The following is a 13,211-nucleotide window of genomic DNA, read 5'->3' on the forward strand; positions in this document are numbered from 1 at the left end:
CGATGTCCGAGGCAGCGGAGACGGGGGTGCCGGGCGAGGTCGCCCGGCACCCCCGCACCCCGGAGTCGGACACCCCCGTGCTGGAGGTCGACGACCTCGTCGTCGAGCACCGCGACGGCGGCACCGGCGCGCTCTTCCGCGCCGTCGACCAGGTGTCACTGCGGATCGGGGCCGGCGAGAGCGTCGCCGTCGTCGGCGAGTCCGGCTCCGGCAAGACCACCCTCGCGATGGCCGCCACCGGGCTCGGCCCGCGCGGCCGGGGCGACATCCGGCTGCTCGGCCACTCGCTCGCGGCGGTCAGCCGCACCCAGCTGCGTCGGCTGCGCCCCGAGGTGCAGGTGGTCTTCCAGGACCCGCACGGCTCGCTCGACCCCCGCCAATCGGTCCGCTCCGGGCTGCGGGAACTGCGGGCGCTGCAACCCGAACGGACCTCCTGGATCGACGACGCCGACCTGCTCGGCCGGGTCCGGCTCGCCCCGGACCTGCTCGACCGCTACCCCCACCAGCTCTCCGGGGGCCAGGCGCAGCGGGTCTGCATCGCCCGCGCGCTGCTCATGCGTCCCCGCCTCATCGTCGCCGACGAACCGACCTCCGGCCTCGACGTCTCCGTGCAGGCCGACGTGCTGGCCCTGCTACGGCAGATCCGGGCCACCACCGGCGCGGCGCTGCTGATGATCAGCCACGACCTGGCCGTGGTCCGTTTGCTCTGCGACGTCGTGCACGTGATGTACCGGGGCCGGGTCGTCGAGGCGGGACCCTGCGACCGGGTCTTCGGCACCCCCGAGAACGACTACACCCGCGAACTGCTCGCCGCGATGCCCGGCGCGCGCTGGAGGTCCCGCCGATGAAGGCCAGCACCGTACGCCGCGTCGGCGGCCGGCTCGCGTCGCTGTTCGCCTCGCTGCTCATCGCGCTCAGCCTGGCGTTCCTGCTCGGCCGGCTCTCCGGCGACCCGACCGCCACCATCCTCGGCCCGATGGCCCCGCCCGAGCAACGCGAGGCGCTGCGCCACGAGCTCGGCCTGGACCTGCCCGTCGTCGTGCAGTACCTCGACTACCTCAAGGGCGTGTTCACCGGCGACCTCGGCCAGTCGTTGCAGTTCTACCAGCCCAACACCTCGATGATCGCCGACCGGCTGCCGTTCACCCTGCAACTGGTCGGTGCCGGCATGGCCCTCGCCCTGCTGGTCGGCATCCCGCTCGGGGTGCTCGCGGCCACCCGGGAGGGCACCTGGTGGGACCGGGGGGCCTCCACCCTCGCCCTGCTCGGCCAGTCCGTGCCGGTCTTCTGGTTCGGCATGATGCTGGTGGTGCTGTTCGCCGTCAAACTCGGCTGGCTGCCCGCCGGCCAGTCCGGCAGCCCGAGACACCTGATCCTGCCCGCGCTGACCATGTCGGTCTACCCGATGGCGCACATCGCCCGGCTCACCCGCGCCTCGATGAGCGACGCGCTGGCCGAGCCCTACATCGACTCCGCCCGCGCCCGGGGCATCAGCACCCGCCGGGTGGTGTGGCGGCACGCCTTCACCAACGCGATGATGCCGATCCTGACGATCGTGGTGCTCCAGACCGGCATCCTGCTCTCCGGCGCGGTCGCCGTCGAGTACGTCTACTCCTGGCCCGGTCTCGGCCAGCTCGCGTTGCAGGCCATCCAGTTCCGCGACTTCCCGCTGGTGCAGGCGATCGTGGTGTTCGGCGCGCTGGTGTTCGTGCTGCTGAACCTGCTCGTCGACGTCCTGCACTCGATCGTCGACCCGAGGGTGCGGTGAGCATGAGCCAACTCGAACTTGACCCGGTCACCGCCCCGGTGTCGCCACCGCGCCGGGCCGGCCGCCGGGCGCGTACCTCGGTGTTCTGGCTGGCCCTGCCACTGGCGGTGACCGCCGTCGCGGTGTTCGTGCTGCCGCTGACCGGGCTGCTGCCCGACGGCGGCCAGGACCTCGACGCGACCCGCCAGCCGCCCGCGTTCCTTTCCGGCGGCAGCTGGGCGCACCCGCTCGGCACCGACAAGCTCGGCCAGGACCTGCTCACCCAGTTCGTCTCCGCCGGCCGGTTGACCATCGTGATCGGCCTGGTCGGCGCGCTCGTCGCGATCGGCCCCGGCACGCTGCTCGGCCTGCTGGCCGGCTATTTCCGGGGCTGGGTCGACCGGGTCATCTCGATCCTCATCGACGCCCAGCTCGCCCTGCCGTTCATCCTGGTCGCCCTCGCCATCATCGCCAACCGGGGCAGCTCCCTGCCGGTGCTGTTCCTGGTGCTGGCGCTCACCGGCTGGGCGGTGTGCGCCCGGGTCACCCGCGCGGCGACCCTGGCCATCCGGGAACGCCAGTTCGTCGTCGGCCTGCGCGCCGCCGGCGCGTCCGAACCCCGGATCGTCTTCCGGCACATCCTGCCCAACCTCGCCGGCACCATCGTCGCGCTCGGCACCCTCCAGGTCGGCACCGCGATCCTGGTCGAGAGCGCGCTGAGCTTCCTCGGCCTGGGCGTGGTGCCGCCGATGAACAGCTGGGGCTCGATGCTCGCCTCCGGCCAGGACGAACTGAGCCAGGCCTGGTGGATCGCCTTCTTCCCCGGGCTCGCCATCACCGTGCTGGTGCTGCTGGTCAACCTGCTCGGCGACGCGCTGCTCACCCACCACGACCCGCGGAAGAGGCGGCGATGAGCGCACTGCTGACACTCTCCGGACTGTCCATCACCGCCCGGCTCGCCGACGGCGAGCTGCGCCTGCTCGACGACGTCGACCTGGAGATCCGCCGGGGCCAGATCGTCGGCGTCGTCGGCGAGTCCGGCAGCGGCAAGACCACCCTCGCCCGCGCCGTCGTCGGGCTGCTCGACCGCAACGTCCGGGTCGACCAGGGCACCATCGCGGTCGCCGGTGAGCAGGTGGTGGCCCCCGGCGTCGACCGCACCGGCCGGGTCCGGGGCAGTGCCGTCGGCATGGTCTTCCAGGACGCGTCCCGGTCGCTGAATCCGCTGCTGAAGGTCCGCACCCAGCTCGCCGAGGTGCTGCGCCGCCACGTCCGGGACATCACCCGCGCCGAGGTGGAACGCCGCTCGGTGGAGGTGCTGGCCCAGATGCGCATCGACGACCCCGGCCGGGTGCTGGCCAGCTACCCCCACCAGCTCTCCGGCGGCCTGCGCCAGCGGGTCGCCATCGGGCTCGCCGTCGTCACCCGCCCCGCGCTGGTGATCGCCGACGAGTGCACCACCGCCCTGGACGTCACCACCCAGACCAAGGTCGTCGACCTGTTCCGCACCCTGGTCGACGAACTCGGCATCGGCCTGCTCTTCGTCACCCACGACCTGATGCTCGCCAGCGACCTGTGCGACCGGATCGCGGTGATGAGCGGCGGGCGGGTCGTCGAACAGGGCGACGCCCTGACCGTGCTGGACCGACCGCAGCAGGAGTACACCCGACGCCTGCTCGCCGCCATCCCCTCGTGGAGCTGAAGGAGAACCCGCGACCCATGCCCGACCAACCCGGCATCGACGCCTACGCGGCCTACCTCCCGGCGTACGCGCTCGACGACAACAGGCTCGACCCGAGCGGCCCGGCCCGTGCCGGCGGCCGTGCCCGCAGCGTCGCCGGCTACGACGAGGACGCCGTCACCATGGCCGTCGAGGCGCTGCGGCACGTCGCCGCCGACACCCCGGCCGGGCGGCACCTGCTGCTGGCCACCACCAGCGCCCCGTACGAGACGAAGACGTCCGCCGGGGTGGTCCACGAGGCGCTGGGCCTCGACCCCGGCGTCACCGCCCTCGACCTGCGCGGCCACCGGGCCGGCGCGTCCGCCCTCGACCTGGTCCTGCGGGGTGTCGCCACCGCGGCCCTGGCCGACGTGCGCACCACCCGGCCCGGTGCCCCCGACGAACTGGCCCAGGGGGACGCCGCCACGGCGTTCGTCGGCGGCTGGCGGGCCGCCGTGCTCCTCGCCCGCGCCGGCCACACCACCGAACTGCTGGACCGCTGGCGGCTGCCCGGGGAACGGCACGACCGGGTCTGGGACGAACGGTTCACCGCCGAGATCCTCGTCGCCGCCGGCCTCGACACCGCCCGCCGGGCCCTGGCGCAGGCGTCCCTCGACAGCGTCGACCAGGTGGTCGTGTCGTCGTCGAATCCCCGTGCGGCGGCGACGCTACGCAAGGCGCTCGGCGGCACCGGGCAGGACGCGACCGTCGAACGGGCCACCGGCTTCACCGGGGCCGCCCACCCCGGGCTGCTGCTCGCGGACGCCCTCGACGAGGCGGAACCGGGGCAGACCATCCTGCTGCTGTCGGCCACCGAGGGCGCCGACGCGTTCGTGCTGCGGGTCGGCGACGGGGTCCGCGCCGCCCGGGGCGGGCCGACCGTCCGCGCCCAGCTCGCCGCCCGGCAGCGCCTCGGCTACGGCCGCTACCTGCGCTGGCGGGGACTGCTCGACGTGCAGGGCCCGGCCCGGCCGGCCGCCCCGGCCCCGGCCGCCCCGCCCATGCACCGCCGGGCCGGCTGGAAGTACCGGCTGGAGGGCAGCCGCTGCGACGCCTGCGGCCGGGTCACCACACCCCCCGGCCGGGTCTGCGCCTCCTGCGGCACCGCCGGGTCCGGCACCGCCCCGGTGTCGCTGCGCGACCGCACCGCCAGGGTGGTCTCGGTGACCCGCGACCACCTGACGACCATGCCGGAACCGGAGGTCGCGATCGTCGTCGCCGACGTCGACGGCGGCGGCCGGCTCAGCGCGTACGCCACCGACGTGGCACCCGGCGACGTGGCGGTGGGGATGGCGATGGCCCCCACCTTCCGCCGGCTCTGGACCACCGACTCGATCCACAACTACTTCTGGAAGCTCCGCCCGGCACCCGCGGACGCCGCGCCAGGGAAGGACACCGCCGATGGCCAGTAGGCGCACCACCCACGACGTCGCGATCGTCGCGATGGGCTGCACCCCGTTCCGGGACCACTGGAACTCCTCCGCCGACGACCTGCTCGTCGACGCCGTGCAGGAGTGCGTCGGGTCGCTGCCCGACGTCACCCTCGACGACGTCGACGCGTTCTGGGTCGGCACCCAGGGCTCGGGCATGTCCGGGCAGACCCTCGCCCGCCCGCTGCGGCTGACCGGCAAGCCGGTGACCCGGGTGGAGAACTACTGCGCCACCGGCTCGGAGGCCCTGCGCAACGCCGCCTTCGCCGTCGCCTCCGGCGCGTACGACATGGTGATGGCGACCGGGGTGGAGAAACTCAAGGACTCCTCGTACTCCGGGCTGTCGGCGGTCTTCCCACCCGCCGACGGCACCGACGTCGACTGGACCGCCCCGGCCGGATTCTCCCTGCTCGCCCCCGCCTATCAGGCGGCGTACGGGATCGACGAGCGACAGATGCGCGCCGCGATGACCCGGGTAGCGGTGAAGAACCACGCCAACGGGGCCCGCAACGACCGCGCCCAGTTCCGTCGGGCGGTGACCACCGAGACGGTCGAGCGGTCCCCCCGCATCGCCGGGCAGCTCGGCGTCATGGACTGCTCCGGCGTCTCCGACGGTGCGGCGGCGGCGATCCTGGTCCGGGCCGAGGACGCCCACCGGTACACCGACAAACCGGTCTACCTACGGGGGATGAGCTTCGTCGCCGGCTCCGGGTCGGGTCTGGCCGCCGACGGCTACGACTTCACCACCTTCCCCGAGGTGGTCACCGCCGCCCGCGAGGCGTACGCGCAGGCCGGGGTGACCGACCCGGCGACCCAGATCTCGCTGGCCGAGGTGCACGACTGTTTCACCCCGACGGAGGTGGTGCTGATGGAGGACCTGGGCTTCTCCGCCCGCGGCAAGGCGTGGCGGGACATCCTCGACGGCCGCTACGACGCCGACGGGGCGTTGCCGGTCAACACCGACGGCGGGCTCAAGTCGTTCGGCCACCCGATCGGCGCGACCGGGCTGCGGATGATGTTCGAGTGCTTCACCCAGCTGCGCGGGGAGGCCGGGCCCCGACAGGTGCCCGACGCCCGGCTGGCGGTGGCCCAGAACCTCGGCGGGCAACCGGGCTCCTGCGTCGCGTTCGTGGCGGTCCTGGGGAACGAGCGATGAGCGCCCGGGTCACCCTCGACGGCCGGGTCGTCGTCGTCACCGGCGCGGGCAACGGCATCGGCCGGGCGCACGCGCTGACCCTCGCCGCACGGGGCGCGTCGGTGGTCGTCAACGACCTCGGTGGGACGGTCGACGGCTCCGGTTCCTCCGGCGCGGCGCAACAGGTCGTCGCCGAGATCCGCGCGGCCGGCGGCACCGCCGTCGCCTCCACCGACTCGGTGGCCACCGCCGCCGGTGGTGCGGACCTGGTCGGCCGGGCGATCGACACGTACGGCCGGCTCGACGCGGTCATCCACAACGCCGGCATCCTGCGGGACCGGACGCTTGCCAAGATGTCCGACGAGGACGTCAGCGCGGTGCTCGACGTGCACCTGGCCGGGGCGTTCCACGTGCTGCGGCCCGCCTGGCCGCACCTGGTCGCCCAGGGCTACGGCCGGATCGTGCTGACCAGTTCGTCGTCCGGCCTGTTCGGCAACTTCGGTCAGGCCAACTACGGCGCCGCCAAGACCGGCCTGATCGGGCTGATGAACGTGCTCGCGCTGGAGGGCGCCCGCCGGGGCATCCTGGTCAACGCGATCGCGCCGACGGCGGCGACCCGGATGACCGAGAACCTGCTCGGCGAGTTGACCGACCGGTTCGACCCGCAGCACGTGGCCGCCGTGGCGACCTTCCTCGCCTCGGAGCAGTGCCAGCTCAACCGGCACATCCTCACCGTGGGCGGCGGCCGGGTCGGGCGGATCTTCCTGGGCGTCACCCCCGGCTGGTACGGCGGGACCGCGCCGGCCTCGCCCGACGACATCCTCGACGCGGTGGACGAGATCTGCCGACTCGACGACTTCATCGTGCCGGACAGTGGCGCCGACGAGGTCACCCTGATCCAACGGGTCCTCGGCGGGCCGTCCGGACCGTCCGCCTGAACCGCGAACCCCATCGGAAGGCAGGCATCATGCCGGTCAGCGAAGTGCACCACGTGGCCATGACCGTCTCGGACGTCGACCGCGCCGCGGACTTCTACGAACGCGCCCTGGGCTACCGCCGGACGCTGCGTACCGACGTCGGCGGGCCGGGGATCGAGGTGTCGCTGGGGTTGCCCGCCGGCACCACCGGCCGGGTCCAGTACCTCCAGGGCCCCAGCCGGGTCGGCCAGCTCGAACTCATCGAGTGGAACGGCGTGAAGACCCGCACCGCCACCGCCGGTCACCTGGAGCTGGGCACCTTCCTGCTCAGCTTCGAGGTGCCGCGCGACGAGCTGGACGACCTGCACCGGCGGCTGACCGAGCTGGGCGCGCAGTGCCTGTCCGCGCCCAACCGGGTGCTGCTGGACAACTACGGGTACATCACCGCCTTCGCCGCCCGCGATCTCGACGGCAACCTGCTGGAGTTCGTGTCGTTGCCGTCCCGGGAGGAGATCCTGGCCCGGCGGCGGGGGAGCGGCGACTGATGGGCGGCAGCAACTTCACCGAGACGCTGCGTCGCCAGGCGTTGCGCCGCGCCGACGCCGAGGCCCTGGTCGACGGGACCACCCGCTGGTCGTACGCCGAGTTGGACGCCGACGTGGACCGGCACGCCGCGGCCCTGCGCGACGCCGGCATCGCCGACGGCGACCTGGTCGGGGTGCTGGGGCGCAACACCGCCACCTACGTCATCGAGCTGTTGGCGCTGAGCCGGCTCGGCGCGGTCTCGGTGCCGCTGAACTGGCGGCTGCACGTCAACGAGCAGGCGTACGTCATCGACCAGGCCGGCGTCACCGGGCTGCTCTACGACGACGACTTCGCCGCCGACGCCGCCCGGCTGGCGGCCACGACCGGGCTGCGGACGCTGGTCGCCAACGGCGACACGGTCGTCGGTGACGCCCGACGGCTGGCCGACCTGCTCGCCGGTCAGCCACCCGGCGTCCGGGTCGCCGACGCCGACAAGGGCCCCGCCGACGTGCACCGGCTGCTCTACACCTCGGGCACCACCGCCCGCCCCAAGGGGGTGGTGCACACCTGCGGGAACCTCACCGCGAACCACTTCGCGCAGGTCCTCGAACTGGAGTTGACCGCCGCCGACCGGATCCTCGTCTCCGCGCCGCTGTTCCACGTCAGCGGGCTGGAGGCGCCGGGCCTGGCGACGTTCGTCGCCGGGGCGACGATGGTGCTCACCCCGACGTTCAAGCCGACCGACATCGCCCGGATCGCCGCCGAGGAACGGATCACCGGCCTGGTGCTGGCCGCCCAGATCCTGTTCGGCCTGCTCGACCTGGACGACCCGCCGGACCTCGGTGCGCTGCGCTACCTGCTGTTCGCCGGGGTCGCGCCGAGCGTGCGGCAGGAGGTGAAGCGTCGGCTGCCGCACGTCCGCCTGATCGACACCTTCGGCATGACCGAGCTGTGCAACGGCGTCTGTTACCTCGACGCCGCCCACGAGCAGAGCAAGCTGGGCGCGCTCGGGGCACCGTTCCCCGGGGTGCAGATCCGCATCGTCGACGAGCACTTCCGGCCGGTCGGCCCGGACGTCGAGGGGGAGATCATCGTCCGGGGGGAGAAGGTGTCGCCCGGCTACTGGAACGACGACGAGGCCAACCGGCGCAGCCGGCGCGACGGCTGGTTCCGCACCGGCGACGTGGGCCGCATCGACGCCGACGGCTACCTGTGGTTCGTCGACCGCCGGGCCGACCTGATCAAGTCCGGTGGGGAGAACATCGCCAGCGCCGAGATCGAACGGGTCCTCGCCCAGCACCCCGACGTCGCCGAGGTCGCCGTGATCGGGGTGCCCGACCCGCAGTGGGACGAGGTGCCCAAGGCGTTCGTCATCCTCCGTGGCGGCGCGAGCGCCACCGCCGAGGAGCTGCGCGCGCACTGCCGGGCCGAACTGGCCCGTTACAAGGTCCCCCGGCACGTGCAGCTGGTGACGTCGTTGCCGCGCAACGACTCCGGCAAGGTGCTGAAGAAGGCGCTGCGCGAGGCGGCGGTGTCCGGGTGAGCACCGCGAACCTCGCCGCGATGCTGGCCGGTAACGCCCGCCGGTTCGCCGACGCCGACGCGCTCGTCTTCGCCGACCGCCGGTGGACCCACCGGCAGCTCGACGACGACGTCAACGCCCTGGCCGCCGGTCTGGCCACCGAGGGGGTACGCCGGGACGCCCGGATGGCGGTCGTCGCGGACAACGTCCCCGAGTTCCTCCTGCTCTGCCTGGCCCTGGCGAAACTCGGCGCGGTCGTGGTCCCGCTGAACTACCGGCTCACCGCGGGGGAGCTGGCCCGGTTGCTGGCGCACGCGCGGGTCGGGGCGGTCGCCACCGTGCCGGAGTTCGCCGCGCTCACCGCCGCCGCCCTCGCCGACCTGCCGGCCGTACGCCGGTTCGCGCTGGAGCCGATCGACGACGGCTGGACCGACGTGCGGGCGCTCGTCGCGGCGCACCGGGGCGCGCGGGTCGCCGACGCCGACCTCGACGACGCGGCCCTGCAACGGATCGTCTACACGTCCGGCACCACCAGCCTGCCCAAGGGGGTGCTGCTCACCCACGGCAACGTGAACCGGAACATGCACGCCCAGATCGTCGAGCTGGGGCTGCGGCCGACGGACCGGATCCTCAACGTCGCGCCGCTCTACCACGTCGGCGGCACCGACCTGCCCGGCTTCGGCATCTGGCACGTCGGGGGCGCCATGGTGCTGCACCGCCGGTTCGTGCCGGCGGCCGTGCTGCGGGCGATCGAGACGGAACGGATCACCGGCATGGTGGTCGCGGCGACCATGCTGGACCTGGTCCGCCGCGAGCCCACCGCCGCCGCCGCCGACCTGTCGTCGGTCCGCTGGCTGATCTTCTCGCAGGTCACCTCGGCGCTGTTCGGGGTGGCCCGGGGGCTGTTCCCGAACGCCCGGCTGATCGAGGGGTACGGCCTGACCGAGACGTGCAGCGGGCTGACCTACCTCGACGCCGCGCACCAGGAGTCCAAGCAGGGGTCGGTGGGGCTGCCGGTGCCGTGGGTCCAGGTCCGGGTGGTCGACCCGGACGGTGCGGACGTGCCGGTCGGCGCGCCCGGTGAGGTGGTCGCACGCGGGCCGAAGGTGAGCCCCGGCTACCTCGACGATTCTGCGGCGACCGCCGCCGCGTTCCGGGACGGCTGGTTCCACACCGGTGACATCGGCTGTTTCGACGCCGACGGTTACCTCTACATCCGTGACCGGCTCAAGGACATGATCCGCAGTGGTGGGGAGAACATGTCCAGCGCCGAGATCGAGAACGTGCTGGCCGACCATCCGCTGGTGCTGGCCGCCTCGGTGGTGGCCGCCCCGCACCCGGTGTGGCAGGAGGTGCCGGCCGCGTTCGTGGTGGCCCGGCCGGGGTTGACGCCCGAGGCGCTGATCGCGCACGCCGGGCAGCGGTTGGGTCGGTTCAAGGTGCCCAAGGAGGTCTACCTGGTGCCGGAGTTCCCCACCAACCCGTCCGGCAAGGTGCTCAAGCGGACCCTGCGGGAGCTGCGTTCGACCCTGCGCCCGGACTGGACGTACGACGACGCCCGGCGCGACTGAGCCGCTCGTCGGGTCGGGCGGGCCGCCCCGGCGTCACCTGTCGGTGGCGGCGTGGCGCAGCAGGGCGAGGGTGTGCACCAGGGCGAACCGTCGGGTGCCCCGGCCCAGCTCGTCCCACGGCTTCTTCCAGGTCATCCGCCGGGCGACGTCCCACGCGGTGTCGCCGTCGCGGGCCAGGCCCCGGACCGTCGCGACCTCGTCGCGGTGGAACGCGGTGAGGGCCTGCGCGCGGGCGGCGACGTCGCGGTAGGGGAACTGGTGGGCGGGGCAGGCGATGGCGGCCCCGAGGTCGCCGATGCGGGCCAGCGTGCCGAACAGGTCGGCGGCCGGGTCGTCGTCGGGGCGGCTGACGATGGCGAGTTGGGTCGGGCCCTCGGCCATCATCGTGTCACCGGTGAACACGAGGCCCCGGGAGTCGACGTAGACGGTGTGGCCGTAGGTGTGCCCGGGGGCGGGTAGGGCGCGGACGGTCACGTCGCCGAAGCGGAATTCGGTGTCGTCGGCCACGGCCACGTCGAGCCGCAGGTCCTCCCGGTGCACGGCGACGGCGACCGCGTCGGCGTACATGGCGGCGACGACGTCGGGCGGGGCGCCGGTCAGCTCGAGTGCGGTGCGTACCTGCTGGAGGAAGGTGCCGCGCCGCCGGTGCATGGTGGCAAAGTCGTCGGCCGCGCCCATCACCACCCGCGCGCCGGAGGCGGTGCGTACCCGGTCGGCGAACCCGACGTGGTCGGGGTGGTTGTGGGTGAGCAGGACCGCCGTGATGGTGTCGACCCGCTGGCCGATGGCGACCAGCGACCGTTGGAACGACGCCCAGCAGCTCGGGTGGTCGTAGCCGGCGTCGACGAGGACGGGGCCGTCGCCGGTGGTGATCAGGAAGACGGTGATGGACCGCAGGGCGCTGCCGTGCAGGGGGACCGGGATGGCCCAGACACCGTCGACGACCTGGGCGGGGACCGGCACCTGGCGGGCCCGCCAACTGGCGGCGTGGGCGTCGATCGCGGGTCTGGACATCGTCGGGAGGCTCCCTTACTGTGGGACACCAACATACCGGATGGTCGGAATCTAGCTCAAGGAGTCCGATGAGCGAGGAGCGGACCGGGTTCCGGCTCTGGGCAGCCGCGGAACCGGACCTGTGCGCGATCGTGACCGCCGATGACCGGCGGATCTCCTACGGTGACCTGTTCGCCGAGGTCAACCGGATCTCGCACGGGCTGCGTACCCACGCGGGCCTGCGGCCCGGCGACACCGTCGCGGCGGTGATGACCAACAGCCCCGGCCTGGTCGCGCTCTATCTCGCGGCGATGCAGTCCGGGCTCTACCTGGTCACCCTCAACTACCACCTCACCGCGCCCGAGGTCGGCTACATCCTCGCCGACAGCGCCGCCCGGGTGGTGGTGGGCTCCGAGCGGGTCGAGGACGTGGTGGTCGACGCCGCCGGTGCCGCGCCCGACATCCAGGTCTTCGTCGACGGCACGCCCCGCACCGACCGGGCCCGACCGCTCTCGGCGCTCACCGCCGACATGTCCGCCACCAGCCCGGCGCAGACCCCGGCCGGGTCGCTGATGATGTACACCTCCGGCACCACCGGCCGGCCCAAGGGGGTCAAGCGTCCGCTCAGCGGCGTCGACGCGGACACCGGCGCGCTGACCTACGTCTGGTTGTTCCGGGAGTTCGGCATGGAGCGCGACGCGTTCGCGTCCTGGCTGGTGTCGGCCCCGATGTACCACTCGGCCAACATCACCCCGGCGATGGGCGCGCTGCACGCCGGCGGCACGATGGTGCTGTTGGACGGCTGGACGCCGGAGGGCTTCCTGCGCCGGGTCCAGGAGCGTCGGGTCACCGGCACCAGCATGGTGCCGACCCACTTCTACCGGTTGCTGCAGCTGCCCGAGGTGGTCCGCGACCGCTACGACGTCTCCTCGCTGCGCTACGTGCTGCACGGCGCGGCACCCTGCCCGCGCGAGGTCAAGCAGCGCATCCTCGACTGGTTCGGCCCGGTGGTCTACGAGTACTACGGCTCGACCGAGGTCGGCACCACCGTCGCGCGACCCCACGAGTGGCTGGCCCACCCGGGCACGGTCGGCCGGCCGGCCTCGATCTCCACCCTGCGCATCCTCGACGAGCTGGGCAACGAGGTGCCCGTCGGACAGACCGGCATCGTCTACATGCGCCAGGGCGACGACCGGGTCGAATACCACAACGATCCCGGCAAGACCGACGGCGCGCGCCGCGACGGCCTGCTGACCGTCTGGGACGTCGGCCACGTCGACGCCGACGGGTTCCTCTACATCACCGGCCGCGCGGCCGAGCTGATCCTGGTCGGCGGCGTCAACGTCTACCCGGCCGAGATCGAGGCGGCGTTGATCGGCCACGACTGGGTCGCCGACGTCGGGGTCGTCGGCACGCCCGATCCGGAATTCGGCGAGGTTCCCCAGGCCCATGTCGTGCTGGCCGACACCGCGCCCGACCCGGAGGAGGCACTGGCGGAGCTGCGCCGTTACCTCACCGAGCGGTTGGCCAAGCCGAAGCGTCCGCAGTCCTACGTCGTGCGCGACGCGCTGCCCCGCGACCCGAACGGCAAGCTCTACAAGGCCCGGCTCACCCGCGCCGGACAGGCCGGCGCGTGACCGGCGACATCGAC

General features: G+C 73.2%; 12 protein-coding genes. 11 read left to right on the forward strand and 1 reads right to left on the reverse strand.

What is annotated here, in order from left to right; all coding sequences use genetic code 11:
* Positions 1-2: 2 nt before the first annotated feature.
* The 10 genes from ACQP2H_RS12670 to ACQP2H_RS12715 are packed head-to-tail and all read left to right on the forward strand — an operon-like array spanning position 3 to position 10,567.
* Positions 3-848, forward strand: a complete 846-nt coding sequence (locus ACQP2H_RS12670) for an ABC transporter ATP-binding protein (protein ID WP_433232900.1) — start codon at positions 3-5, stop codon at positions 846-848.
* Positions 845-1,768: an ABC transporter permease gene (locus ACQP2H_RS12675; protein WP_433232902.1), complete on the forward strand. Its 924-nt coding sequence runs from the start codon at positions 845-847 to the stop codon at positions 1,766-1,768. Before ACQP2H_RS12670 ends, ACQP2H_RS12675 begins: the two co-directional genes overlap by 4 nt.
* Before the next feature lie 2 nt (positions 1,769-1,770).
* Positions 1,771-2,661 carry an ABC transporter permease gene (locus ACQP2H_RS12680; protein WP_219460764.1) on the forward strand — a complete coding sequence of 297 codons (891 nt, stop codon included), beginning with the start codon at positions 1,771-1,773 and terminating at the stop codon, positions 2,659-2,661.
* The gene (locus ACQP2H_RS12685) at positions 2,658-3,449 is read left to right on the forward strand and encodes an ABC transporter ATP-binding protein (protein WP_219460767.1); all 792 of its coding nucleotides are present in this window, start codon (positions 2,658-2,660) and stop codon (positions 3,447-3,449) included. The genes ACQP2H_RS12680 and ACQP2H_RS12685 overlap by 4 nt, the downstream gene beginning before the upstream one ends.
* A gap of 17 nt (positions 3,450-3,466) precedes the next feature.
* The gene (locus ACQP2H_RS12690) at positions 3,467-4,879 is read left to right on the forward strand and encodes a zinc ribbon domain-containing protein (protein WP_219460770.1); all 1,413 of its coding nucleotides are present in this window, start codon (positions 3,467-3,469) and stop codon (positions 4,877-4,879) included.
* Positions 4,869-6,053, forward strand: coding sequence for an acetyl-CoA acetyltransferase (locus ACQP2H_RS12695; RefSeq protein WP_357533943.1), 1,185 nt, complete (start codon positions 4,869-4,871; stop codon positions 6,051-6,053). The genes ACQP2H_RS12690 and ACQP2H_RS12695 overlap by 11 nt, the downstream gene beginning before the upstream one ends.
* Positions 6,050-6,970 carry an SDR family NAD(P)-dependent oxidoreductase gene (locus ACQP2H_RS12700; RefSeq protein ID WP_357533941.1) on the forward strand — a complete coding sequence of 307 codons (921 nt, stop codon included), beginning with the start codon at positions 6,050-6,052 and terminating at the stop codon, positions 6,968-6,970. The genes ACQP2H_RS12695 and ACQP2H_RS12700 overlap by 4 nt, the downstream gene beginning before the upstream one ends.
* Before the next feature lie 29 nt (positions 6,971-6,999).
* Entirely contained in the window at positions 7,000-7,494 is a 495-nt protein-coding gene (locus ACQP2H_RS12705; protein WP_219460777.1) for a VOC family protein, read from the forward strand.
* Positions 7,494-9,017, forward strand: a complete 1,524-nt coding sequence (locus ACQP2H_RS12710; protein WP_357533939.1) for a class I adenylate-forming enzyme family protein — start codon at positions 7,494-7,496, stop codon at positions 9,015-9,017. Before ACQP2H_RS12705 ends, ACQP2H_RS12710 begins: the two co-directional genes overlap by 1 nt.
* Positions 9,014-10,567, forward strand: coding sequence for a class I adenylate-forming enzyme family protein (locus ACQP2H_RS12715; RefSeq protein ID WP_433232908.1), 1,554 nt, complete (start codon positions 9,014-9,016; stop codon positions 10,565-10,567). The genes ACQP2H_RS12710 and ACQP2H_RS12715 overlap by 4 nt, the downstream gene beginning before the upstream one ends.
* Before the next feature lie 33 nt (positions 10,568-10,600).
* Here the strand turns inward: ACQP2H_RS12715 and ACQP2H_RS12720 are convergent, their stop codons facing one another.
* Entirely contained in the window at positions 10,601-11,581 is a 981-nt protein-coding gene (locus tag ACQP2H_RS12720; RefSeq protein WP_433232910.1) for an MBL fold metallo-hydrolase, read from the reverse strand.
* Positions 11,582-11,649: 68 nt separating this feature from the next.
* Here ACQP2H_RS12720 and ACQP2H_RS12725 point away from each other — a divergent pair, with 68 nt between their 5' ends.
* Positions 11,650-13,197, forward strand: coding sequence for an AMP-binding protein (locus ACQP2H_RS12725; RefSeq protein ID WP_433232913.1), 1,548 nt, complete (start codon positions 11,650-11,652; stop codon positions 13,195-13,197).
* Positions 13,198-13,211: the final 14 nt, after the last annotated feature.

The organism is Micromonospora sp. CA-248260 (genome assembly GCF_050942205.1).
Taxonomy (GTDB): Bacteria; Actinomycetota; Actinomycetes; order Mycobacteriales; family Micromonosporaceae; genus Micromonospora; species Micromonospora antibiotica.

Coding starts and splice junctions, on each gene's coding strand:
- ACQP2H_RS12670 (WP_433232900.1), top strand. CDS start 3: ATGTCCGAGGCAGCGGAGACGGGGGTGCCGGGCGAGGTCGCCCGGCAC.
- ACQP2H_RS12675 (WP_433232902.1), top strand. CDS start 845: ATGAAGGCCAGCACCGTACGCCGCGTCGGCGGCCGGCTCGCGTCGCTG.
- ACQP2H_RS12680 (WP_219460764.1), top strand. CDS start 1,771: ATGAGCCAACTCGAACTTGACCCGGTCACCGCCCCGGTGTCGCCACCG.
- ACQP2H_RS12685 (WP_219460767.1), top strand. CDS start 2,658: ATGAGCGCACTGCTGACACTCTCCGGACTGTCCATCACCGCCCGGCTC.
- ACQP2H_RS12690 (WP_219460770.1), top strand. CDS start 3,467: ATGCCCGACCAACCCGGCATCGACGCCTACGCGGCCTACCTCCCGGCG.
- ACQP2H_RS12695 (WP_357533943.1), top strand. CDS start 4,869: ATGGCCAGTAGGCGCACCACCCACGACGTCGCGATCGTCGCGATGGGC.
- ACQP2H_RS12700 (WP_357533941.1), top strand. CDS start 6,050: ATGAGCGCCCGGGTCACCCTCGACGGCCGGGTCGTCGTCGTCACCGGC.
- ACQP2H_RS12705 (WP_219460777.1), top strand. CDS start 7,000: ATGCCGGTCAGCGAAGTGCACCACGTGGCCATGACCGTCTCGGACGTC.
- ACQP2H_RS12710 (WP_357533939.1), top strand. CDS start 7,494: ATGGGCGGCAGCAACTTCACCGAGACGCTGCGTCGCCAGGCGTTGCGC.
- ACQP2H_RS12720 (WP_433232910.1), bottom strand. CDS start 11,581: ATGTCCAGACCCGCGATCGACGCCCACGCCGCCAGTTGGCGGGCCCGC.
- ACQP2H_RS12725 (WP_433232913.1), top strand. CDS start 11,650: ATGAGCGAGGAGCGGACCGGGTTCCGGCTCTGGGCAGCCGCGGAACCG.